The following is a 21,125-nucleotide window of genomic DNA, read 5'->3' on the forward strand; positions in this document are numbered from 1 at the left end:
TAACAATCAGGGGAGCACGTCAGCGTTGTTCCGGCATATGGAGCGGCTTGTTGTAGCCGATCGCGTCAAAGATGGCTTTTTCGAAGGTGACAAGGCTGACGTTGACGGATTTCTGTCCTTCTCGCTGAGCGTTCAAAATCGCCGTAAGTCGCGGGCGGGATATGCCTTCGCCCACCATGTAGAAGCTCTGCTTGTCGCATGTGACGTTCGCTACAAGCGCGAAGCGACCACTGAAAAGCGCAATGCAGCGGACTTTTTGTTTCCTGGCGAAGCCGAATATGCCGACCTTGCTTTCGCTCCCGAGAAACTCCGTATGCTCGCGGTGAAAACCACCTGCAAAGACCGGTGGCGTCAGGTGCTTGCCGAAGCGGACCGCATCCCCCTGAAGCATCTGCTTACGCTTGAGCCGTCAATATCGCGGGCGCAGACGGACGAGATGAAATCTCAGCTGTTGCAGCTCGTAGTGCCGGCCGGCATCCACGAATCCTATCATGCTGAACAGCGTGAATGGCTCATGGCAGTGCGTGATTTCGTAGATCTGATAAAAGAACGATCCTGATTGGATCCTATTTGTCTTGCCAGTTACCACTACTGAATAAAGACGGATTCACGTAAACTCGAGAGACCGGAGATTTTAATGGCCAAACGGCTCGTTATGGACGCAATGATTCTTCGTGCTGATTTCTGGCAGAAGGGTACAGATCAAAACGTCGGAAATTCGGCGAGCGCCCGGCTCGCAAGCTCGATCACCTTTGAAAATCTGAGATCAGAGTCGGCATTTGTTCTCTCGCTACGCAAGCCTGATTTCCAGCGTGAGACTAATCAGTGGTCGCCTGCGCAGGCCGTGACCTTCATCCAGAGCTTCATCGACGGGGACCTGGTCCCGTCAGTGATTTTGTGGCAGTCTGACGAAGGCTACATTTTCGCAATCGACGGCGCACACCGGCTTAGCGCCCTGCGCGCTTGGATCGAAGATGACTATGGTGATGGTGCGCGATCGATTTCCTTCTTTGCGGGAGAAATCCCGGAGGAACAGAAAAAGACGGCCAAAGCGATGCGTACCGCCGTCGAGAAACAGGTGGGCAGTTACAAGTCGCTCATGGACAAACTCGCCGCCCGCGCAAATCAGCCTGATATCGAGTACGATGTGAAGACTACCAAGCGGTTGAAACATTTGGGTTCGCGCCAGCTCGATCTGCAATGGGTCACCGGTGATGCTGAAGTTGCTGAAGCATCGTTCTTTAAAATCAACACGCAAGGAACCCCGCTCGACAAAACCGAAGAGGAATTGCTTCGCAACAGGAGCCGCGCGCCTGCAATTGCAGCCCGGTCCATCGTGCGCGCTGCGACCGGTCATAAATATTGGTCTAAGTTCGACGAACCGACGAGGAAGCGCATTGAAAAGCTCGCTTCGGAGGCCAATCAGCTCCTATTTCAGCCCGAACTGAGCACCCCCATAGACAACGCTCGGACGCCGTTTCTTCTCTCTGGCCTGATTGATGACGAGATTGCGGGCAGCGCGGAACAAGTAGGCTTCGGGGTTTTCCACTCTCTCGAATGCTCCGCAGCGCAGCATCCCGGTAAAGGCTTGCTGGACGAGATCGGGCGCTTCCTCGCGACCGACCCTCCTCCTGAAATAGTGGAACAGACGGCGGTTCTGGGACCGATAGAATTCGTCGAATGAGGCGAACGAACCGGTGCTGGTCATGGCCGCGCCTCCCGACGATCTCGGGTGGGGAGGGGCGTTGGAAGCTATTCAGTTCCACATTCACGGAAATTCATGCATCGGCAGGGTGCGCAGGAAATTGTTGAATGCGGGATATATCCCGGCATGTATTTTCTCGATGCGGCTCTCGCCGAAGCCCTCGCCGCTGAGCAGTTCCTTCTTCCTTTCGAATGTCAGCCCGTCGAACTCGGGACGTCGCAACGCGACGATAATCTGGACCGCCTCGCAAAACGAACGGGCTCGGGGAGTGGGCTGCTGGGCGTGCGAGAGCAACCACTCGATGCGTCGGTCGAACAGTTCCGGGTCGGGCGTGTCCAGCAAAACGCGTGAAGTGACCAAGGCCGGGGCTACCCGTCCGCCCATGCGAACCCATAAGGAACTCATCGGGATCGGTCGGCGCGGGATGCATTGCCAGAGGGTTTGGTCACGGCTCAAGATGAGGAGCGTGCCGTGGTCGGCGGCAAAGGCGCTAAGAGCCGTTGGCGCGACGGGTTTGAGAGTGCCATCGGGCAATCGCTCCGCGCACGGAATGTCGCCGCTGGCGATCAGATTGCGGAAATCGTCGAGAGCACGCAAATTGCGTTCGAGGGTCGCGTCCGGCCCAGCAACGACTTCGTCGATCTCCGGTTCGTCTCTTATTTTGGACCGGTTGTGCGCTCCGATAAATCCCACACCACCGATCAACAACATGCCAATGCCGATGATCATGGGGTTCACTGCCACGCTGACGATCGCGCCAACCGAGGCGACGATGGCCGAAGCGATCCGTAAGACATTGAGCAACCTGCGGCGCTTGCGGCCCCTGCGCGCTGCATCTGTCATCGCCGCCAACGCGTGGGGCGGGATCACCGCGTCGATTGCGGTTCCGGCAGGCTGCTTCAGGAACGCGATATAGCCGTCCCAAACTCTGACCAGATCGGACGGGCGGAGAGGCAATTGCTGCTGCATGCCAACCGAATCTTAGGTGCGGTGACGCGCCTCTGCAATTCGGAATGACGCCTCCTGCACGTTCAAAATGGATGCGTTCTGTCGCTTTTGTTCCCAGAAAGTTCTGGCTTGCTTGCACCACCAGTGCACCACCAGAGGGCAAAAAGGGGCTTGACCCCTTATCGACCGACCCGCAGGCGCCTCGTAAGTATCTGAAAATACTTGATAAATTGGTCGGGACGAGAGGATTCGAACCTCCGACCCCCACACCCCCAGTGTGATGCGCTACCAGGCTGCGCTACGTCCCGACCGGCCCTCTCGGGCAGGCGAGGCCCCTAGCGCGGCTTTGCTGGCGATGCAAGCGGCGATGGCCATTTGGCGGTGTTTCTTTCGGCGGGCTTGATCGCGCCGTCGTCGACCCCATCTGGCGGGGGCTTGCCGTGGGGGAGGGGCGCAGCGACGGTTGCGCGGGACGCCCCTGCGTGATAGGCGCCGCGCTTATTTTTGCGTGGTCCTTCCATGGGGAAAGGCCGCGCCACGGTAACGGAAAGTCTTTCATTCATGTCGACCCAATTGCTTCTGACCCAGGCGGCCGGATCGGGGGGCGGGGCAGCCGGCTTCATCATGCTGGTGCCCTATCTGTTGATCTTCGTCGTATTCTGGTTCTTCCTCATCCGCCCGCAACAGGTGCGCATGAAGGAGCATCGCGCCAAGATCGCATCGGTGAAGCCGCGCGATCAGGTCGTCACCGGCGGCGGGATCGTCGGCAAGGTGACGCGCGTCGACGATGATTTCGCCGATGTCGAAATCGCCCAGGGCGTGAAGATCAAGATCGTGAAGTCGACGATCTCCGACGTCCTCCAGCCGGGCGCCAAGCCCGCCAACGACTGACGCGCCGGCGTCGGGGAACCGGCGCCGCCCAGACCATCGGAACCCCGTCATGCTCGATTTCCCGCGCTGGAAAGTCATCGGCATCAGCGTCATCCTGGCGCTTGGTGTCATCTTTTCCATTCCCAGCTTCCTTCCCCAAAAGCAGTTCGAAAGCCTGCCGTCCTTCGCGCAGATGAAGGTCAATCTGGGCCTCGACCTTGCCGGGGGCAGCCACTTGCTGCTCGAGGCCGATCTTGGCGACCTCCAGAAGACGCAGCTTGCCAATATGGAAAAGACCGTGCGCACCGCGATGCGCGGCGAGCGCGGATCCGATGACGATATCGCGATCGGCGAATTGTCGACCGCGGGCGGCAAGATCAGCTTTCTGGTCCGCGATCAGGCGCAGCTCGACGAAGCGCGCGAGCGGCTATTCCGCGAGACGCAGGGTGCGGGGCTGACCGGCCAGCGCGACTGGACGATCGATGTCGTCGATACGACGCGCATCGTGATGACGCCGACCAAGGCGGGGCAGGCGCAGGCGATCAGCCGTGCGATGGATACCGCCCGCGACATCATCGACAAGCGCGTCAACGCGCTCGGCACACGCGAGCCGACGATCATCCGTCAGGGCGACGACCGCATCGTCGTGCAGGTGCCGGGCCTTCAGGACCCGCAGCAATTGAAGGATCTGATCGGCAAGACCGCGCGGCTCGAATTCCGCATGGTCGATACCAATGCCGATCCCAACCAAGTCGCCGCGGGCCGCGTCCCGGTCGGCAGCGAGGTCGTTCCCTATTCGCCTGACGCCGGCAATGGTGTGCCGTTCGAAGTGTTGCGCCGCCAGGTCATGATCAGCGGCGACCAGCTTATCGACGCCAAACAGAGCTATGATCCGCAGAGCGGTCTGCCGGTCGTCACCATCCGCTTCGATTCGGGCGGGTCGGCGACCTTTGCCAAGGTGACGGCGCAGAATGTCGGCAAGCGCTTTGCCATGGTGCTCGACGGCCGGGTGCTGTCGGCGCCGTCGATCAACGAGCCGATCCTGGGCGGTAGCGCGCAGATTTCGGGCAATTTCACTGTCGCAAGCGCAAATGCGCTGGCGATTTCGCTGCGATCGGGCGCGCTGCCCGTCAAGATGGCGGTCGTCGAAGAGCGGACGGTGACGCCCGAGCTCGGCGCCGATTCGATCCGCAAGGGCGCGATCGCCGGGATCATCGCGACGGTCGCGGTGCTGGCGTTCATGATCGTCGTCTATGGCCGCTTCGGCATCTACGCGAACGTCGCGCTCTTCTTTAACATCTTCCTCATCGTTGCGATCATGGCCGCCTTCAACGCGACGCTGACGTTGCCCGGTATCGCGGGTTTCGTGCTCACGATCGGCGCCGCGGTCGACGCCAACGTGCTGATCAACGAACGTATCCGCGAAGAGTTGAAACGCGGTCGACGCGTCTTTCAGGCGGTCGAGCTGGGCTACAAGGAAGCCAGCCGCGCGATTTTCGACGCCAATATCACCAACGTCATTGCCGCCGCGCTGATGTTCTGGTTCGGCACCGGGCCGATCAAGGGCTTCGCGGTCGTGCTGACCATCGGCATCGTGACCAGCGTCTTCACCGCGGTTACCGTGACCCGCATGTTCGCCGCGCACTGGCTGCACAAGACGCGTCCGGCGTCGCTGAATATTTGATAGAGGGACCGAACCCATGCGTCTGCTGAAACTCGTCCCCGAAGACACCAACATCCATTTCCTCAAGTGGCGCAACATCGCCATGGGGATCAGCTTTCTGATGATCGTCGCGTCGATCGTGCTGGTCGCGGTGCGCGGGCTGAACCTCGGCGTCGACTTCGTCGGCGGCCAGTCGGTGCGCGTCGAATTTTCCGGCACCATGCCCAAGATCGACGAGATCCGCGAAAAGGTCGACAATATCGGCCTCGGCGAAGCGACGATCCAGCAATTCGGGTCCGACCAGGCGGTGTCGATCCGTACCGCGCTGCCCGAAGGCGACAAGGCGGCCGCCGACCGTGCGGGCAAGCAGCTTGTCGACGGCATCCACAAGGCGTTTCCGACCGCCAAGACCGGGTCGGTCGAAACCGTGTCGGGCAAGGTATCGGGCGAGTTGCTGCGCACCGGTGCACTCAGCCTCGCGCTCGCGATGATCGCGATTTCGATCTACATCTGGATCCGCTTCGAATGGCAGTTCGGGGTCGGGGCGCTGTTCGCGCTGTTCCACGACGTCATGCTGACCTTCGGTTTCTTCGCGCTGACGCAGATGCAGTTCGACCTTAACATCGTGGCCGCGCTGCTGACGATCATCGGCTATTCGCTGAACGATACGATCGTGGTCTATGACCGCATCCGCGAAAATCTGAAGAAATATCGCAAGATGGAGATCATCCCGCTGCTCGACCTCAGCATCAACGAGACGCTGGCGCGCACGGTGATGACCAGCTTCACGATGCTGATCGCGCTCGCGGTGCTGCTGTGGGTCGGGCCGGACGTGATCTTCGGCTTTACCGCTGCAATGCTGCTCGGCATTTTCGTCGGCACCTATTCGTCGATCTATATGTCGGCGCCGATCCTGGTGTGGCTGAAGGTCGGTCCCGACAGTTTCGTGCCGCGGACCAGCGCCGCGACGCAGGGCGCCGAGCGCGTGACCAGCAAAGAGGACGACGACGGCGCTGTCGTCTGATCGCTCAGCAGCCCGCGCAGCGACGGAGATGTTCCGCCAGCTCGCGGCCGTTGCGGTCCCAGTCGAAGCGGCCGGCAAGGCTCGCCGCGACCGCATCCGGCGCAGCGGGCGCCGCCAATAGCGCGCGCACCGCATCGGCGATCGCCGCTGGTGTGCGCTCGACGATCCGTCCTGCCGCCGGCGACGTCACCAGTTCGGCCGCGCCGCCGGCATCGCTGATGACGATCGGGGTGCCGCAGGCAAGCGCCTCGACCCACGCATTGGCGAGCCCCTCGCTGACCGACGGCATGACCACGGCATCGACCGCGCGGTAGAGCTGCGGCAAGTCGGCGTTGGCGACGGGCCCCATCAGGTGAACCCGGTCGGCGACGCCGAGCCGCTGCGCCAGGGCGCGATATCGCGCTTCCTCTTCGCCCGCACCCGCCAGCCAATAGTGGACTCCCGGCAGGGCAGGCAGCGCTTCGATGACGAGCGCCTGGCCCTTGCGGGGGATCAGCGCGCCGACGGTCGCGATCGCGGGCGCGTCCCCCATGCCGAGCGCCGCGCGGGCCGCGGTGCGGTCGCCGGGATGAAAGCGCATGGTGTCGATGCCCGTATAGTGGACCATCGTCTTGCCCGCATCGATGCCGATCGCCGCCATGTCGCCGCGCATCGCCTCCGACACGGCGAGCAATCCGGCGGCGCGCTCGGCGGCGGCGAGCAGTTGCGGGCGAGTCGCCGGATCGTGGCCGAAATGGCTGATGTCGGCGCCGCGCGCCTTGATCGAAAAGGGAAGGCCGAAGGCGTCCGCGATACGCATTGCGGCGGGACCGTCGGGATAGAAGAATTGGGCATCGACGACATCGAAGTCGCCTTGCCGCGCAATCGGCAACACGGCGCGCGCGATCGCCGCCGGATTGCGCGCTGCGCCGAATTTCGGAATCAGCGTGAAGCGCGGCCGATGGACGGTAAGGCCCCGCCACGCCTCGCGCTGTGGCAATCGGCGCAGCGCCCGATATCGTGGATGGAGCGAAAGCGGGAAGGGCGGAAGGCCGACGGGAGCGACGACGGTCAGCATGACGCCCGGCTGCGCGGCGAGCGCAAGCAGGCTCTTTTCGACGAAAAGGCCGAAATTGGGGCGCGCCGCATCGGGAAAGAGCGTGGCGATCGACAGGATGCGAAGGGGCTTCATTTCCGCCTCATCGCGCCATCAAAGCGTCCGGATGAGGCGGACCGCGACCGCGGCCCATGACGGGTTGCTCACGACCTGCTGGCGCTGACCGGCTCCAAGCGGCAGCAGGTGCAGCTTTTCGCCATCGATGTTGAGCAGCCGCGCAAAGATGAAGCGACCGGCGGGGCGCGGCACAAGCAGGTCGCGATTGAGCGCGCTGGTCCAGTCGCCCTCGACCTTGCGGCACCATATCTCGTCGCCCGCGCGATAGTCGCCGATCGACGAGGTGACGCGCATGGCGATCATGTCCTCGGTCGGACGCGCGGTCAGCGCCTGTTCGACGCGCGTCGGCGCATGGGCGCCATCGGCGCCGAGCAGCGCGGTAATCGCAAGCTGGGTATCCTGGGGTAGTTGGACGAGATCCGCGGCATCGACGCCGAGCGCCTTGGCGATGCGGTTCATCCAGCCGAGCGACAGGTTGCGCGTTCCCGTTTCGAGGCGTCCGATCGTCTGGGCGGTCGTCGGCGGGTCGCAGCGCTGCGCAACCTCTTCGAGCGTCAGTCCCTTGGCGCGGCGCACGGCGCGGATGCTGTTGATCATGACGAACCTCCGATAACCAAATCGGTTTCTTCTTTCCTACAAAATATTCCAATGTCAAGCCGACACTCCCAGCAAGGAGAATCGCATGACGACGCGCCATTTCGTAACCCGCCTGCATCCTGACGATCGGGTTGATCCCGGCAGGGCGGGGCCGCAGGTGATGCGGCATGTCACCGTCAATGTCGCGGAAAGTCCGCTGGCATGGCTCGCGGCGCGCAGGATGGTCTCGGACGCGCAGTATCGCGCCGGCGAGCGGCTGCGGACCGATTATGAGCGAGCGGGGCTGGCGGGACGGGTGACGATGCGCTGGGACGCGGCGCCGCCGTCGAAAAGCCGCGGAGGCGGCCGCGCTGCCGATGCCTCGCTGGCGCGCATCGACGCGCATCGGCGTTTCCACGCTGCGGTGGAGCATGTCGGGCCGGGATTGGCCGACATCTGCTGGCGCGTGATTTGTGCGGGTGAGGGGATCGGCGGCGCCGAAAAGGCGCTGGGATGGCCGTCGCGATCGGGCAAGCTGGTTTTGACGCTGGCGCTCGATCGGCTGGCGCGCTTCTATGGAACCGGCTGAACGGGGCGGCGCAACTTCTCGCTGGACCCTCGCGCACCGCACCGCCTATAGGCTTCGCCGATGTTTTCGCCCGAACGGGCAGGGGAAGGACAAGAGCATGAGCGTAACGACGGTTCCATTGCGCCCGGTGAGCAAGGGCGGGCTGTGGCTGCTGTGGATCGGCCTGATCGCGCTGTTGGGCATCGGCGTCGCGTTCGCCCTGACGCACACGCCGCGGATCGGCTTCGAGGTCGTCAAGGAAGGCAGCGGGCCGAGCCCGACCAAAGCCGACATCGTCCTCATCAAATATGAAGGCAAGCTCGACGACGGCACCGTGTTCGATTCGAACGAACAGGCGCCGCTCCAGGTATCGCAGGTCGTCCCCGGCTTTGCCGATGCGCTGACCCGCATGAAGAAGGGCGGTAAGTACAAGGTCGTGATTCCGCCGGCGCTGGGCTATGGCGACCGCGCCGCCGGGCCGATCCCCGCGAACAGCACCTTGCACTTCGATATCGAACTGATCGACTTCCGCAGCGAAGCCGAAGTGCGCGCGATGCAGCAGATGATGCAGCAGCAACAGATGATGCAGGGCGCCCCAGGCGGCGCACCCGCAGCGCCGGGCGCCGCGCCGCAGCCCTGATCGGGATTTTCCGTTTTGAAGAAGCGGCGGTGAGCTAGGCGCTTGCCGCCGCTTTTTTCTTGGGGGCGGCGCCCGCGTTCCGCTCGGCCTCGCGCTCCAGAGCGACCTTGATCATCGCGACGATCGGGTCGGCGAGGAACAGCCCCATGATACCGAGCAAGGTGCCGAGCAGGATCTGCGCGCCGAGGACGAGCGCCGGGGCAAGGTCGACCGTCTGCTTCGCGACCATCGGGACGATGAGATAGCCGTCGACGGTCTGCACGAAAAAATAGATGCCGATCGCCCACAGGCCGGTATCGGTGCCCGCCGAAAAGCCCACGAGAACGAGCAGCACGCCCGACACGATCGCGCCGATGTTGGGGATGAAGGCAAGCAGGCCGGTGAGCAGCCCCATGAGTGCCGCCATCGGTATTCCCACCGCCATACAAGCGAGCCAGGTGCCGACCCCCTCGACCGCCATGCCGAGCAGGCGCCCCGCCATCAGGCGGCGCAGCGTGAAGGCCATGCGCGCGGTCGTCACGTAGAAATCGTCGCGGTTCTTCATCGGCAACAGCCAGGCGATGCCGCGTTCATAGAGTCGCGGTTCGATCGCAATGAAGATGCCGAGCACGACGACCATGACGAGGCTGGTGAGCGCGCCGAGCACCGACCCGACCGCCGCGGTGACGCGCCCGACGGTGCCTGCGAGATTCTCGGTGATCGTCTTGGTGTCGATGTCGATCGTGCCCATGCCATGCTCGCTCGCCCAGTTGGCGGCGCGCTCGACCTGGCTCATGATCACCTTTTGCAGTGTCGCCGCCTGATCGGCGATCTGTGAACCTGCGAACATCACGGTCCAGGCAAGAAAGGCGACGAGCGACAAGCAGATGATCAGCAGGCGCCAGCCGCGTCCGATCGGCAGCACGCGGCCAAGGAGGCGGGTGCCGCCATCGAGCATCGCCGCCATCACGATACCGGCAAAGATCAGCAGAATGGGCTGGATCAGGATGACGCAAACGCCGACGAGCAGCGCGACGCCGAGCCACACGCTGGCCTTGAGCAGTTCGGTGCGAACGAGCTGGCTGCGGATCTCGGTCGGGCCGGGGGCTTCGATCCGCGTTTCCATGTCGGCCATCGCTTCGCTTCCCCGCTCTTGCGCCTCAGTTCTTGCTGGCCTGACGCTCCGGTCGGAGATTGGTTCCGGCGCGGCCGGGGCGCAGCGCCTCGAACCAGCTCAGCGGATTATACCATTCGGCGGTGCCGTCGGTCGAAAAGCTGATGATCTCGGCCCGGCCGGCAATGGCGTCGAAAGGTACCGGGCCGCCCAGGCCCTTGCGGTCGACCGGCACCCGGCTGTCGGCGCTGCCGTCGCGATTGTCGCCCATCAGGAACAGGTGGTCGGCGGGCACCGTGATCGGCCCGTAATCGTCGGTCAGATAGCCCGGCCCCATGTCGATCGTGTCGAAGGTCGCTCCGCCGGGCAGCGTCTCGCGCACGATCGGCAGTTCGAGAACTGCCTTGCCGACCGCGTCGCGGGTGACGAAGCGGCCGAGGCTGCTGTCCGAACCCGGCATATTGGCATCGACGGGCACCGACAGCATCGGCTGCACCTCGCGCTTGATCGGCTTGCCGTTGATGATCAGCGCGCCGCCACGCAGTTCGATCGTGTCGCCGGGCAGCCCGATGACGCGCTTGATATAGTCGACGCGCGTCACGGGATGTTCGAGCACGACGATGTCGCCGCGTTCGGGCAGCTTGCCGAACCAGCGCCCCGGCTTCTTGGGTGCGAGGTGAAAGCTGACCGAGGCGTAGGACCAGCCATAGGGATATTTGCTGACGATCAGCCGGTCGCCGTTGCGCAGGATCGGCATCATCGAATCGGACGGGATGTAAAAGGGCTTGGCGACGCAGCTATGGATGCCGAGCACCAGAATCAGGATCACCACGATGTCGCGCAGCAGTTTGAGCATGCTGCCTTCGTCCGCGGCCTTGGTCTTTGCCGCCTTGTTCTTTGCCATGGTCAATCCTTGATGGCTTCGATGATGACGAACGCCTGCGCCCAGGGATGGTCATCGGTGAGCGTGAGGTGGATGCGTGCGCTATGACCGTCGGGCAGCATCGCGGCGAGCCGCTCGGCGGCGCCGCCGGTGAGGGCCAGTGTCGGTGCGCCCGAAGGGGCATTGACGACGCCGATGTCCTTCATGAACACGCCGCGCTTGAAGCCGGTGCCGACCGCTTTGGAGAAAGCCTCCTTGGCGGCGAAGCGTTTGGCGTAGGTGCCGGCGCGGGTGAAAGGCCGCCGCGCCGCCTTGGCCCGCTCGACCTCGGTGAAGACGCGCAGTTCGAAACGCTCGCCGAAACGGTCGAGCGAAGCCTGGATGCGTTCGATGCTGCAGAGATCGGAGCCCAGGCCGATGATCATGACGACCCCGAAAAGCCGTCATCGCGTGGAGCCGAAGGCGACGCGGCGATCTCCAGCCATCGGCCTCGCGCAAGGCGGAGGGCTCGAGATTGCTTCGCTTCGCTCGCAATGACGAAATTCTTCATCCCCGCGCCTCGTCCATCAGGTCGCGCATGCGGCGCACCGCAGTTTCGAGTCCGGTGAAGATCGCCTCGCCGATCAGATAATGGCCGATGTTGAGCTCGGCGAGTTGCGGGATGGCGGCGACAGGGATGACATTGTCATAAGTCAGGCCATGGCCGGCGTGCGGCTCGATCCCGTTCTTCCACGCCAGCGCGGCGGCGTCGGCGAGGCGGCGGAGTTCGGCGGCGCGTTCCTCGCCCTCCACATGCGCATAGCGGCCGGTGTGGAATTCGACGACGGGAGCCTTCAGCCGCATCGCCGCCTCGATCTGGCGCGCGTCGGGTTCGATGAACAGGCTGACGCGGATGCCCGCGTCGGACAGGCGCGCCACGATCGGGGCAAGATGGTTGTGCTGGCCGGCGGCGTCGAGCCCGCCCTCGGTCGTGCGCTCCTCGCGCTTTTCGGGGACGATGCAGGCGGCGTGCGGCGCATGGCGCAGCGCAATCGCCAGCATCTCGTCGGTCGCCGCCATTTCGAGGTTGAGCGGCAGGTCGGTCGCGGCCTGGATGCGGGCGAGGTCGTCATCGCGGATGTGGCGGCGGTCTTCGCGCAGATGCGCGGTGATGCCGTCTCCGCCGACCGACGCGACAATCTCGGCCGCGCGTACCGGATCAGGATGATCGCCGCCGCGCGCGTTGCGGATCGTCGCGACATGGTCGATGTTGACGCCCAGGCGCAGCCGCCGAGGGGAGGGCGCGCTCAATTCGCGCGGCTCCCCGGCTTCATCGCTGGCGTCGCGGCGAGTTCGGGCGGCAGTTCGTCTTCGGCATAGGTCGGAAAATTGATCGCGACGAGCGGGTAGAAGGGAACGCCGAGGTCCACGCTGCCCGCCGAACGATCGACAAGGGCGGCTTCGGCGATAACGTCGCCACCCGCGGCACGGACCGCCTCCATCGCTTCGCGCGACGACAGGCCGGTGGTGACGACATCCTCGACCATCAGGATTTTGGCGCCGGCCGGGATCGCGAAGCCGCGGCGCAATTCGAAGGTGCCGGTCGGTCGTTCGACGAAGATCGCGGGCTTGCCGAGCGCGCGGCCCATTTCATGGCCGATGATGACGCCGCCCATCGCGGGCGAAACGACCATGTCGATCGCCGCGCGCAGGTCGCGCGGCAGCTTGGCGGCGAGGGCGATCGCCAGCCGTCCGGCGCGTTCGGTGTCCATCAAAACGCGCGCGCATTGCAGATAATATTCGCTGTGGCGCCCCGAAGAGAGCAGGAAATGCCCCTGCAACAGCGCGTCTGCGGCGCGGAATTCGGCCAGAATTTCGTCGTCAGTCATGGGAGGTTCGGTCTTTTGTCCATCAAGTCGCCCGCGTCGGATGAGCGGGTTTCGGGCACGAAGATTATCGTGCTGCAAAATAGTGTTAGAGATGCTTGAGGCAAGCGGCAAGCGGGTCTATAGCCCCGGCGAGTTTCAGCCTGTTCGCGGGCTGTCCGGGCCTGTGCCCGGCTGCCGAGACGGAGAGGTTGGGGGATCGAGAACAGCAACAGGCAACGGGCGGCACTATCCTTATGAAGAGCTTGAAAACCCTTGTAATTGCGGCGGCTTTGTCGCTCGGCACCGTGGGCGCGGTGCAGGCGCAGGCCCCGGCGGCAGCTCCCGCTGCGGCGCCGGCCGCGACGACGAACGCGACTCCGGCCGCGGCGACCAGCGATGCGGCGGCTCCCGCCGGCGACAAGGCTGCGGTGCCGGCCGGCGATGCGACCTATGTGCCGATGAAGCCGACCGCAGGCATCGGTCAGCCGGTCGAGGGCGGATGGAACTTCCAGGAACAGGAAAGCCCGATCGGCAAGCGCGCTTATTGGTTCAACCATTATATGCTGCTGCCCGTCATCACCTTCATCTCGCTGCTGGTGCTTGGCCTGCTGCTGTGGGTCGTCGTGCGCTACCGCGCTTCGGCCAATCCGGTGCCGTCGAAGACGACGCACAACACCTTCATCGAAATCATCTGGACCGCGATCCCGGTCCTGATCCTTGCGGTGATCGCGGTTCCGTCGATCCGCCTGCTCGCGGCGCAATATGAGCCGCCGAAGAAGGATGCGCTGACGATCAAGGTCACCGGCTATCAATGGTATTGGGGCTATGCCTATCCCGACCAGGGTATCGGCGAATATGTCTCGAAGATGCTGCCCGAGGACAAGGCCGTCGCCGCTGGCGAGCCTTATCACCTCGCGGTGGACAATCGCATGGTCGTCCCCGTCGGCAAGCAGGTGAAGCTGATCATCACCGGCGCCGACGTGATCCACAGCTTCGCGGTTCCCGCGCTGTGGACCAAGATGGACGCGGTTCCGGGCCGCGCCAACGAAACGACGTTCACCGTCGACAAGCCCGGCGTCTATTACGGCCAGTGTTCGGAACTGTGCGGCGTCGACCACGGCTTCATGCCGATCGCGGTCGAAGCGCTGCCGATGGACAAGTGGAAGGCGTGGGTCCGCTCGAAGGGCGGCAATCCCGACGGCGCCCAGGCCGCCGCCGCGGCAGCGCCCGCCGCGGCCGCCCCGGCGCCGACCGGCCCGATCCCGGCGACGACCGTCCCCGCCGCCGACACGACCACAGCGGCTCCGGCTGCGGCGCCTGCCGCCGCGCCGGCCGCCAAGAATTAATCAGGGGGTCCGACAGATGACCGATATCGCAGCGACTGCACCGGCGCATGGCCACGACCATGCGCACGACCACGACCATGACACGCCCAGCTTCTTTGTCCGCTGGTTCATGTCGACGAACCACAAGGACATCGGCACGCTTTACCTGATCTTCGCGATCATCGCCGGCATCGTCGGCGGTGCGCTTTCGGGGATGATGCGTCTCGAACTCGCCGAACCCGGCATCCAGTATCTTCCGGGCTGGGCGCATATGCTCGGTGGCGCGGCGGACGCGACCGCGGGCAAGCATTTCTGGAACGTCATGATCACCGCGCACGGCCTGATCATGGTCTTCTTCATGGTCATGCCCGCGATGATCGGCGGCTTCGGCAACTGGTTCGTCCCGCTGATGATCGGTGCGCCGGACATGGCCTTTCCGCGCATGAACAACGTGTCCTTCTGGCTGACGGCGGTTGCGTTCGTCATGCTGTGCGGATCGATGTTCGTTCCGGGCGGCAGCGGCCTCGGCGCCGGCACCGGCTGGACCGTCTATGCCCCGCTGTCGACCAGCGGGTCGGTCGGCCCGGCGGTCGACATGGCGATCTTCTCGCTCCACCTTGCCGGTGCGGCGTCGATCCTCGGTGCGATCAACTTCATCACCACGATCTTCAACATGCGTGCGCCGGGCATGACCCTGCACAAGATGCCGCTGTTCGTCTGGTCGGTGCTCGTCACCGCCTTCCTGCTGCTGCTCGCGCTGCCGGTCCTTGCCGCCGCGATCACCATGCTGCTGACCGACCGTAACTTCGGCACCACCTTCTATGACGCCACGGGCGGCGGCGATCCGCTGCTCTATCAGCACCTCTTCTGGTTCTTCGGCCACCCCGAAGTGTACATCATGATCCTGCCGGGCTTCGGCATCGTCAGCCAGATCATCTCGACCTTTAGCCGCAAGCCGGTGTTCGGCTATCTCGGCATGGCCTACGCCATGGTCGCGATCGGTGTCGTCGGCTTCATCGTGTGGGCGCACCACATGTTCACCGTCGGCATGAGCGTGAACCTGAAGATGTACTTCACTGCCGCGACGATGGTCATCGCGGTCCCGACCGGCATCAAGATCTTTTCGTGGATCGCGACGATGTGGGGCGGTTCGATCAGCTTCAAGACCCCGATGGTCTGGGCGATCGGTTTCATCTTCATGTTCACCGTGGGCGGCGTGACCGGCGTCGTGCTCGCCAATGGCGGCGTCGACACCAACCTGCACGACACCTATTATGTCGTCGCGCACTTCCACTATGTGTTGTCGCTCGGCGCGGTTTTCTCGCTGTTCGCGGGCTTCTATTACTGGTTCCCGAAGATGTCGGGCCGGATGTACAACGAGTTCCTCGGACAGCTGCACTTCTGGATCTTCTTCATCGGCGTGAACGTCCTGTTCTTCCCCCAGCACTTCCTGGGCCAGCAGGGCATGCCGCGCCGCTATCCCGACTATGCGGAAGCCTTCGCCTATTGGCACTATATCTCGTCGTTCGGCTATGTGATCATGGCCGTGGGCATGATCTTCTTCTTCGTGAACATCGCCTGGTCGCTGTTCGCGGGCAAGAAGGCCGCCGACAACCCGTGGGGCGAAGGTGCGACGACGCTCGAATGGACGCTGTCGAGCCCGCCGCCGTTCCACCAGTTCAACGAACTGCCGCGTATCGCCTGATTACGCTGTGCCCCCTGCTAAGAGCCTTGGCAGGGGGCGCCCCGCTTTCCGGCCTGGAGTTAGCATGGCGCAGAGCCTGACCCACGGCGAGATGTCGCTTCCTGCAGATTGGCGCGACCTGTTCGCGCTGACCAAGCCGCGCGTGATGTCGCTCGTCGTCTTTACCGCGCTGTGCGGTTTGCTCGCGGCACCGGGCAGCGTTCATCCCGTGCTTGCCTTTTCGTCGATCCTCGCGATCGCGCTCGGGGCAGGCGCATCGGGGGCGCTCAACCAATGGTATGAAGCAACGATCGACGCGAAAATGAAGCGGACGGCGAACCGCCCGCTGCCCGCCGGTCGTCTCGACCGCCAGACGGCGTTGCAGTTCGGGGTCGGACTCGCTGCCTTTTCGGTCTTTCTCATGCTGTTCGCCGCCAATTGGCAGGCGGCGGTACTGCTGACCGTTTCGATCCTGTTCTACGTCTTCATCTACACAATGTGGCTCAAGCCGCGGACGCCGCAGAATATCGTGATTGGCGGCGCGGCGGGGGCATTCCCGCCGCTGATCGGCTGGGTCGCGGCGACGGGCAGCGTCGCACCACTGCCGATCGCGCTGTTCCTGCTGATTTTCCTCTGGACCCCGCCGCATTTCTGGGCGCTCGCGCTGTTCGTGCGCTCGGACTATGCCGCAGCGGGAATTCCGATGATGCCGGTGGTCGCGGGCGAGCGCGCGACGCGCCACCAGATCCTGCTCTATGCTGTGTTGATGGCGGTGGCGGCGATCGCGCCGTGGCCGCTCGGCTACACCGGCGCGCTCTATGGCTGGACCGCGACGATCCTGTCGGCGCTGTTCGTGCTGCTGTCGGCGCAGGTCGGCTTGCGCAGCGCGGGCTCGGACGACCGGATGCAGCCCGAAAAGCGCCTCTTCGCCTTTTCCATCGCCTATCTTTTCATCCTCTTCGGCGCGGTGGTCGCCGATCACTGGTTGCCACTATGACCGACGAAAATCCGCAACAGCCGTTCGACGAAGCCGAGTATCGCCGCCGCCAGCGCGTGCGCGCCAACCTGATGGGCTGGATCCTCGGCGGGCTCGCTTTCCTCTTTTTCTTCATTACGATGGCGCGCATGGTGGTGCCGACATGACGGACGAAGCGACACGCCGGAAAAATGGCCGCACTGCGGCGCTCGCGGCCTTGCTCGCGGCGGCGATGGTCGGGCTGGGTTTCGCGGCGGTGCCGCTCTACAATCTTTTCTGCCGCGTCACCGGTTTCGGCGGCACGACACAGCGTTACGACCCGGTCGCTGCGGCCGAGACCCCGAAGGTATTGAGCGATACCGTCTCGGTGCGCTTCGATGCCAATGTGTCGCCCAAGCTGCCGTGGAAATTCTATCCCGAACATCCCACCGATACGGTCAGCATCGGCGCACGCGACATGGCAATCTTCATCGCGCAGAATAATTCGCCGCACCCGATCACCGGCACCGCGACCTTCAACGTGACCCCCGACCAGGCGGGGAAATATTTTACCAAGATCCAGTGCTTCTGCTTCACCCAGCAGACGCTGAAGCCGGGCGAACAGATCCGCATGCCGGTGCTGTTCTTCGTCGATCCCAAGATCAAGGACGATCCCGACGCGCGCGACATTCAGGAAATCACCCTCAGCTACACCTTCTACCCAGTGGACGAGGGCAAAAAGGCGAGCTAAGGCCGCAACCAATAGAGTCTTACCAAGGACCGGCAGATGATGGGGATCATCGCGCTGGGGCAAAAAACGGGAACTGTGACATGGCCGGTGCCAAACATCATGATTATCACCTCGTAAATCCCAGCGTCTGGCCGCTTTTCGGCTCGGTCGCCGCGCTGGTGATGTTCTTTGGCCTCGTCATGGCGATGCACGCCGACCATTTCGGCGGTGCCGGCAAGTGGGTGCTCGGCCTCGGTTTCATGGGTGTGATCGCCACCTTCTTCAGCTGGTGGGGCGAGGTCATCAAGGAAGCGCATGCCGGCGATCATACGCCGGTGGTTCAGCTGCACCTGCGCTATGGCATGATCCTGTTCATCGCATCGGAAGTCATGTTCTTCGTTGGCTGGTTCTGGGCCTGGTTCGATTTCTCGCTGTTCCCGGCGCCGGTCGAGATCGTCGACGGTGCGGTGACCTCGCTGTTCGGGCAGGAAGGTGCCGTGGCCGCGTCGATCTGGCCGCCGAAGGGCATCCATGTCATCGACGCCTTCTCGCTGCCGCTGCTCAATACGCTGATCCTGCTCTGCTCGGGCACGACGATCACCTGGGCGCACCATGCGCTGATCCATGGCGATCGCGAAGGGCTCAAGAAGGGTCTGTGGCTGACCATCATCCTGGGCCTGACCTTCAGCTGCATTCAGGCTTATGAATATGCCGAAGCGCCGTTCCCCTTCGGCACGATTAACTATACCTCGGCCTTCTTCATGGCGACCGGCTTCCACGGTTTCCACGTTCTGGTCGGCACGATCTTCCTGATCGTGAACCTCGTCCGCGTCTACAAGGGCCATTTCACGCCGACGCAGCACTTCGGTTTCGAAGCCGCCGCTTGGTACTGGCACTTCGTCGACGTGGTGTGGCTGTTCCTCTTCATCATCGTCTATGTCTGGGGTGGCTGGGGCGCACCGGTCGCCGCGCACTAAATTGCCGGACAGCGAACAGCATCAAAAGGGGCAGCCGCCGGTCTGGCGCGCTGCCCTTTTCGGTCTCTGCCCCGAATGCGGCGCGCCAACGCTGTTCGACGGGCCGACCAAATTCGCGCCGCGCTGCCGCGCCTGCGGGCTGGACTACTCGACCTACAATGTCGGCGACGGGCCGGCGGCGTTTCTGACCATGATTATCGGTGCGCTGATCGTTGCCGCGGCGATTGCCGTCGATTTCGCATTCGAGCCGCCGTTGTGGGTGCATGTGCTATTGTGGGTGCCGATCACGGCCGCCGCGGTCGTCTACGGCCTGCGGGTTGGCAAGGCCGCGCTGCTCGCGAGCGAACATCAGCGCAAGGCGGCGGAAGGGCGCCTGGTGGATCGGCATGACGACGACGCCTGACGCTCCTTCGCCCGGCGAAGCCGTCGCGCCGCCGCGCGGCTGGCCGGTGATTCCGACGATCCTGGTTCTCGCCGCCGTGGCGACGATGATTGCGCTTGGCATCTGGCAGTTGCAGCGCAAGGGCGAGAAGGAAGCGCTGATCGCGCTTTACGAACGCAACGGGGCGATGTCGGCGACGGTGACCTATCCGAAGCTGCCGCCGGTTCCCGACGCGATGCTCTATCGCAAAAGCAGCGTTATCTGTCTCGAACCGGTGCGCTGGGATCCGCGCAGCGGCACCGATCGCAAGGGCGGAGGCGGTATTCGCATGATTGCGGATTGCCGCACCGGCGCCGAGGGACCGGGCGTGCTGGTCGACATCGGTATCGCCGACGATTTCACGCCGCCCAAATGGACGGGCGGCACGGTTCAGGGTACGATCGTACCGGGGCCCGAGCAGCCGAGCCTGATCGAGCGGCTGACCGGCCGTGCCGTGCCGGCGCGCGCGATGCTGGTCGCCGACCAGCCCGCCGCGGGACTACGGCCCAGCGCGGTGCCATCGGCGGCGGACATGCCCAACAACCACCTCGCTTACGCCGTGCAATGGTTCCTGTTCGCGGCGATCGCGCTGATTATCTATATCATCGCGGTGCGCCGCCGCTTGCAGCGGTGACGGTGCGCCGCTAGGCGCTTTTCCGTCATGGACTATATCAGCACCCGCGGCTCCGCGCCGACCCTCGACTTCCGTGCCGCCACGCTCGCCGGCCTTGCGAGCGACGGGGGGCTCTACGTCCCGGCCGCCTGGCCGCAGATGTCGGCGCAGGATATTCGCGCGCTCGCGGGGCTCGACTATGCCGAAACCGCGGTGCGCGTGATGATGCCCTTCGTCGCCGGCGTGCTCGACGAGGCCGAACTGCGCGAATTGTGCCGGGCCGCCTACGGCCGCTTCAGTCATGATGCGGTGACGCCGCTCGTCCAGCTTGACCATCGCCACTGGCTGCTCGAGCTGTTTCACGGTCCGACCCTGGCGTTCAAGGATGTCGCGCTGCAACTGCTCGGCCAGCTGTTCGAAAAATTCCTGAGCGGCGGCGATACCGATCTGACCATCGTCGGCGCGACGTCGGGCGATACCGGATCGGCGGCGATCGAGGCGGTCGCGGGGCGCGAGCATATCCGTATCTTCATGCTCCACCCCGAAGGGCGGGTCAGCGACGTGCAGCGCCGCCAGATGACGACCGTGTTGGCGCCCAACGTCCACAACATCGCGATCGACGGCAGCTTCGACGACGCGCAGGCGATGGTGAAGCGGCTGTTCGGCGATGCCGAGGCGCGCAGCGCGCTGACGCTGTCGGCGGTCAACAGCATCAATTGGGCGCGCCTGATGGCGCAGGTAGTCTATTATTTCTATGCCGCAGTCCGCCTCGGCGCCCCCGACCGCGCGATCGCGTTCAGCGTGCCGACGGGCAATTTCGGCGACGTGTTCGCGGGCTATGTCGCGGCGCGCATGGGGCTGCCGGTGGCGCGGCTGGTCGTCGCCACCAACGTCAACGATATCTTGCACCGCGCGCTGTCGAGCGGCGATTACAGTGCGGGCAGCGTGACCGCGACTGCTACGCCGTCGATGGACATTCAGGTGAGCAGCAATTTCGAGCGGCTGCTGTTCGACCTCGCGGGTCGCGACGGGGCTGCGATCGATGCGATGATGGCCGAATTCGACCGCAGCCGCGCGATGACGATTCCCGAGGATATGCTTGCCGGCGCCCGCGACCTGTTTTCGAGCGCGCGCGTCGATGCCGACGGCATGACGCTCGCGCTGCGCTGGGCGCAGGAACATGGCGGGCAGATCATCGATCCGCACAGTGCGGTCGGGCTGGCCGCCGCGCGCGCGCTCGATATCGATGCCGACGTGCCGGTGGTGACGCTCGCGACTGCGCATCCCGCCAAGTTCCGCGATGCGGTCGAACGCGCGACAGGCGTCCGCCCGGCGCTGCCCGCCCGCCTCGGCAATCTGTTCGACCGCGAGGAGCGCTATGAAAAGCTGCCAGGCGACTATGACGCGGTAAAGGCCCATATCCTGCGCGAGGCGGCCCGTGGCTGATCTG

At 64.2% G+C, this 21,125-nt stretch carries 24 protein-coding genes, 1 tRNA gene and 1 pseudogene; 16 read left to right on the forward strand and 10 right to left on the reverse strand.

Features of this window, described 5'->3' with window-relative positions; translation table 11 throughout:
- Together EBMC1_RS14965 and EBMC1_RS18995 are read left to right on the forward strand one after the other, a co-directional pair.
- Positions 1 to 559: type II restriction endonuclease (locus EBMC1_RS14965; RefSeq protein ID WP_003050192.1), on the forward strand; the 559-nt coding region annotated here is incomplete at its 5' end.
- 105 nt (positions 560 to 664) lie between these two features.
- Positions 665 to 1,288, forward strand: a pseudogene (locus EBMC1_RS18995) (DUF262 domain-containing protein); the annotation flags it as partial.
- 141 nt (positions 1,289 to 1,429) lie between these two features.
- On the opposite strand, the gene EBMC1_RS19000 reads toward EBMC1_RS18995, so the two are convergent.
- From EBMC1_RS19000 to EBMC1_RS14980, 3 genes are all read right to left on the reverse strand, one after another.
- Positions 1,430 to 1,708 carry an RNA polymerase sigma factor gene (locus EBMC1_RS19000; RefSeq protein ID WP_442852389.1) on the reverse strand — a complete coding sequence of 93 codons (279 nt, stop codon included), beginning with the start codon at positions 1,706 to 1,708 and terminating at the stop codon, positions 1,430 to 1,432.
- Between the two features lie 60 nt (positions 1,709 to 1,768).
- The gene (locus EBMC1_RS14975; RefSeq protein WP_003050196.1) at positions 1,769 to 2,674 is read right to left on the reverse strand and encodes a hypothetical protein; all 906 of its coding nucleotides are present in this window, start codon (positions 2,672 to 2,674) and stop codon (positions 1,769 to 1,771) included.
- Positions 2,675 to 2,884: 210 nt separating this feature from the next.
- Positions 2,885 to 2,961, reverse strand: a tRNA-Pro gene (locus EBMC1_RS14980).
- A gap of 253 nt (positions 2,962 to 3,214) precedes the next feature.
- On the opposite strand from EBMC1_RS14980, the gene yajC reads away from it, so the two are divergent.
- Genes yajC through secF form a run of 3 tightly spaced genes read left to right on the forward strand, consistent with a single transcriptional unit; the run spans position 3,215 to position 6,210 of the window.
- Positions 3,215 to 3,544, forward strand: coding sequence for a preprotein translocase subunit YajC (yajC, locus tag EBMC1_RS14985; protein ID WP_003050198.1), 330 nt, complete (start codon positions 3,215 to 3,217; stop codon positions 3,542 to 3,544).
- Positions 3,545 to 3,593: 49 nt separating this feature from the next.
- Positions 3,594 to 5,207, forward strand: a complete 1,614-nt coding sequence (secD, locus tag EBMC1_RS14990; protein WP_003050200.1) for a protein translocase subunit SecD — start codon at positions 3,594 to 3,596, stop codon at positions 5,205 to 5,207.
- Between the two features lie 16 nt (positions 5,208 to 5,223).
- A complete protein-coding gene (gene secF / locus EBMC1_RS14995; protein ID WP_003050202.1) occupies positions 5,224 to 6,210 on the forward strand; it encodes a protein translocase subunit SecF in 987 nt (328 codons plus the stop codon).
- A gap of 4 nt (positions 6,211 to 6,214) precedes the next feature.
- On the opposite strand, the gene EBMC1_RS15000 is transcribed toward secF, so the two are convergent.
- Positions 6,215 to 7,381, reverse strand: coding sequence for a glycosyltransferase (locus tag EBMC1_RS15000; RefSeq protein ID WP_003050204.1), 1,167 nt, complete (start codon positions 7,379 to 7,381; stop codon positions 6,215 to 6,217).
- A gap of 18 nt (positions 7,382 to 7,399) precedes the next feature.
- Entirely contained in the window at positions 7,400 to 7,960 is a 561-nt protein-coding gene (locus EBMC1_RS15005) for a helix-turn-helix domain-containing protein (protein ID WP_003050205.1), read from the reverse strand.
- 85 nt (positions 7,961 to 8,045) lie between these two features.
- Between EBMC1_RS15005 and EBMC1_RS15010 the strand changes: the two genes are divergently transcribed.
- Together EBMC1_RS15010 and EBMC1_RS15015 are read left to right on the forward strand one after the other, a co-directional pair.
- A complete protein-coding gene (locus EBMC1_RS15010) occupies positions 8,046 to 8,528 on the forward strand; it encodes a DUF6456 domain-containing protein (RefSeq protein WP_003050207.1) in 483 nt (160 codons plus the stop codon).
- A 97-nt stretch (positions 8,529 to 8,625) separates the two neighbouring features.
- Complete coding sequence (locus tag EBMC1_RS15015; RefSeq protein ID WP_003050208.1) at positions 8,626 to 9,147, forward strand: FKBP-type peptidyl-prolyl cis-trans isomerase; 522 nt, start codon at positions 8,626 to 8,628, stop codon at positions 9,145 to 9,147.
- Between the two features lie 34 nt (positions 9,148 to 9,181).
- Here EBMC1_RS15015 and EBMC1_RS15020 read toward each other — a convergent pair whose 3' ends face one another.
- The 5 genes from EBMC1_RS15020 to pyrE all read right to left on the reverse strand — a co-directional run bounded on the left by EBMC1_RS15020 (position 9,182) and on the right by pyrE (position 12,991).
- Complete coding sequence (locus EBMC1_RS15020; protein WP_003050210.1) at positions 9,182 to 10,261, reverse strand: AI-2E family transporter; 1,080 nt, start codon at positions 10,259 to 10,261, stop codon at positions 9,182 to 9,184.
- 25 nt (positions 10,262 to 10,286) lie between these two features.
- Positions 10,287 to 11,144, reverse strand: a complete 858-nt coding sequence (lepB, locus tag EBMC1_RS15025) for a signal peptidase I (protein WP_003050212.1) — start codon at positions 11,142 to 11,144, stop codon at positions 10,287 to 10,289.
- A gap of 2 nt (positions 11,145 to 11,146) precedes the next feature.
- Positions 11,147 to 11,548, reverse strand: a complete 402-nt coding sequence (gene acpS, locus EBMC1_RS15030) for a holo-ACP synthase (RefSeq protein ID WP_003050214.1) — start codon at positions 11,546 to 11,548, stop codon at positions 11,147 to 11,149.
- A gap of 121 nt (positions 11,549 to 11,669) precedes the next feature.
- Positions 11,670 to 12,413, reverse strand: coding sequence for a pyridoxine 5'-phosphate synthase (locus EBMC1_RS15035; protein ID WP_003050215.1), 744 nt, complete (start codon positions 12,411 to 12,413; stop codon positions 11,670 to 11,672).
- A complete protein-coding gene (gene pyrE, locus EBMC1_RS15040) occupies positions 12,410 to 12,991 on the reverse strand; it encodes an orotate phosphoribosyltransferase (protein WP_003050216.1) in 582 nt (193 codons plus the stop codon). Before pyrE ends, EBMC1_RS15035 begins: the two co-directional genes overlap by 4 nt.
- Positions 12,992 to 13,224: 233 nt before the next feature.
- Between pyrE and coxB the strand changes: the two genes are divergently transcribed.
- From coxB to thrC, 9 genes are all read left to right on the forward strand, one after another.
- Complete coding sequence (coxB, locus tag EBMC1_RS15045; RefSeq protein WP_003050218.1) at positions 13,225 to 14,316, forward strand: cytochrome c oxidase subunit II; 1,092 nt, start codon at positions 13,225 to 13,227, stop codon at positions 14,314 to 14,316.
- 16 nt (positions 14,317 to 14,332) lie between these two features.
- Positions 14,333 to 16,000, forward strand: coding sequence for a cytochrome c oxidase subunit I (ctaD, locus tag EBMC1_RS15050; RefSeq protein ID WP_003050220.1), 1,668 nt, complete (start codon positions 14,333 to 14,335; stop codon positions 15,998 to 16,000).
- Between the two features lie 64 nt (positions 16,001 to 16,064).
- Positions 16,065 to 16,976 carry a heme o synthase gene (locus EBMC1_RS15055; protein ID WP_003050222.1) on the forward strand — a complete coding sequence of 304 codons (912 nt, stop codon included), beginning with the start codon at positions 16,065 to 16,067 and terminating at the stop codon, positions 16,974 to 16,976.
- Positions 16,973 to 17,122, forward strand: coding sequence for a hypothetical protein (locus tag EBMC1_RS18705; protein WP_162928272.1), 150 nt, complete (start codon positions 16,973 to 16,975; stop codon positions 17,120 to 17,122). The genes EBMC1_RS15055 and EBMC1_RS18705 overlap by 4 nt, the downstream gene beginning before the upstream one ends.
- The gene (locus tag EBMC1_RS15060; RefSeq protein WP_003050226.1) at positions 17,119 to 17,685 is read left to right on the forward strand and encodes a cytochrome c oxidase assembly protein; all 567 of its coding nucleotides are present in this window, start codon (positions 17,119 to 17,121) and stop codon (positions 17,683 to 17,685) included. Before EBMC1_RS18705 ends, EBMC1_RS15060 begins: the two co-directional genes overlap by 4 nt.
- An 80-nt stretch (positions 17,686 to 17,765) precedes the next feature.
- The gene (locus tag EBMC1_RS15065; protein WP_003050228.1) at positions 17,766 to 18,641 is read left to right on the forward strand and encodes a cytochrome c oxidase subunit 3; all 876 of its coding nucleotides are present in this window, start codon (positions 17,766 to 17,768) and stop codon (positions 18,639 to 18,641) included.
- Between the two features lies 1 nt (position 18,642).
- The gene (locus EBMC1_RS15070; RefSeq protein WP_003050231.1) at positions 18,643 to 19,044 is read left to right on the forward strand and encodes a DUF983 domain-containing protein; all 402 of its coding nucleotides are present in this window, start codon (positions 18,643 to 18,645) and stop codon (positions 19,042 to 19,044) included.
- A complete protein-coding gene (locus EBMC1_RS15075; RefSeq protein ID WP_003050233.1) occupies positions 19,028 to 19,696 on the forward strand; it encodes an SURF1 family protein in 669 nt (222 codons plus the stop codon). The genes EBMC1_RS15070 and EBMC1_RS15075 overlap by 17 nt, the downstream gene beginning before the upstream one ends.
- A gap of 27 nt (positions 19,697 to 19,723) precedes the next feature.
- On the forward strand, positions 19,724 to 21,121 hold the full coding sequence (thrC, locus tag EBMC1_RS15080; RefSeq protein ID WP_003050235.1) for a threonine synthase: 1,398 nt from the start codon (positions 19,724 to 19,726) through the stop codon (positions 21,119 to 21,121).
- Positions 21,122 to 21,125: the final 4 nt, after the last annotated feature.

Origin of the sequence: Sphingopyxis sp. MC1 (assembly GCF_000371385.1) — a bacterium.
In the GTDB taxonomy this organism is placed as follows: Bacteria; Pseudomonadota; Alphaproteobacteria; order Sphingomonadales; family Sphingomonadaceae; genus Sphingopyxis; species Sphingopyxis terrae.

Coding starts and splice junctions, on each gene's coding strand:
- EBMC1_RS18705 (WP_162928272.1), top strand. CDS start 16,973: ATGACCGACGAAAATCCGCAACAGCCGTTCGACGAAGCCGAGTATCGC.
- EBMC1_RS15060 (WP_003050226.1), top strand. CDS start 17,119: ATGACGGACGAAGCGACACGCCGGAAAAATGGCCGCACTGCGGCGCTC.
- yajC (WP_003050198.1), top strand. CDS start 3,215: ATGTCGACCCAATTGCTTCTGACCCAGGCGGCCGGATCGGGGGGCGGG.
- pyrE (WP_003050216.1), bottom strand. CDS start 12,991: ATGACTGACGACGAAATTCTGGCCGAATTCCGCGCCGCAGACGCGCTG.
- EBMC1_RS15055 (WP_003050222.1), top strand. CDS start 16,065: ATGGCGCAGAGCCTGACCCACGGCGAGATGTCGCTTCCTGCAGATTGG.
- EBMC1_RS15005 (WP_003050205.1), bottom strand. CDS start 7,960: ATGATCAACAGCATCCGCGCCGTGCGCCGCGCCAAGGGACTGACGCTC.
- EBMC1_RS15015 (WP_003050208.1), top strand. CDS start 8,626: ATGAGCGTAACGACGGTTCCATTGCGCCCGGTGAGCAAGGGCGGGCTG.
- EBMC1_RS14975 (WP_003050196.1), bottom strand. CDS start 2,674: ATGCAGCAGCAATTGCCTCTCCGCCCGTCCGATCTGGTCAGAGTTTGG.
- coxB (WP_003050218.1), top strand. CDS start 13,225: ATGAAGAGCTTGAAAACCCTTGTAATTGCGGCGGCTTTGTCGCTCGGC.
- acpS (WP_003050214.1), bottom strand. CDS start 11,548: ATGATCATCGGCCTGGGCTCCGATCTCTGCAGCATCGAACGCATCCAG.
- EBMC1_RS15020 (WP_003050210.1), bottom strand. CDS start 10,261: ATGGCCGACATGGAAACGCGGATCGAAGCCCCCGGCCCGACCGAGATC.
- ctaD (WP_003050220.1), top strand. CDS start 14,333: ATGACCGATATCGCAGCGACTGCACCGGCGCATGGCCACGACCATGCG.
- secD (WP_003050200.1), top strand. CDS start 3,594: ATGCTCGATTTCCCGCGCTGGAAAGTCATCGGCATCAGCGTCATCCTG.
- EBMC1_RS15065 (WP_003050228.1), top strand. CDS start 17,766: ATGGCCGGTGCCAAACATCATGATTATCACCTCGTAAATCCCAGCGTC.
- thrC (WP_003050235.1), top strand. CDS start 19,724: ATGGACTATATCAGCACCCGCGGCTCCGCGCCGACCCTCGACTTCCGT.
- EBMC1_RS15075 (WP_003050233.1), top strand. CDS start 19,028: ATGACGACGACGCCTGACGCTCCTTCGCCCGGCGAAGCCGTCGCGCCG.
- EBMC1_RS15010 (WP_003050207.1), top strand. CDS start 8,046: ATGACGACGCGCCATTTCGTAACCCGCCTGCATCCTGACGATCGGGTT.
- EBMC1_RS15000 (WP_003050204.1), bottom strand. CDS start 7,381: ATGAAGCCCCTTCGCATCCTGTCGATCGCCACGCTCTTTCCCGATGCG.
- secF (WP_003050202.1), top strand. CDS start 5,224: ATGCGTCTGCTGAAACTCGTCCCCGAAGACACCAACATCCATTTCCTC.
- lepB (WP_003050212.1), bottom strand. CDS start 11,144: ATGGCAAAGAACAAGGCGGCAAAGACCAAGGCCGCGGACGAAGGCAGC.
- EBMC1_RS19000 (WP_442852389.1), bottom strand. CDS start 1,708: ATGACCAGCACCGGTTCGTTCGCCTCATTCGACGAATTCTATCGGTCC.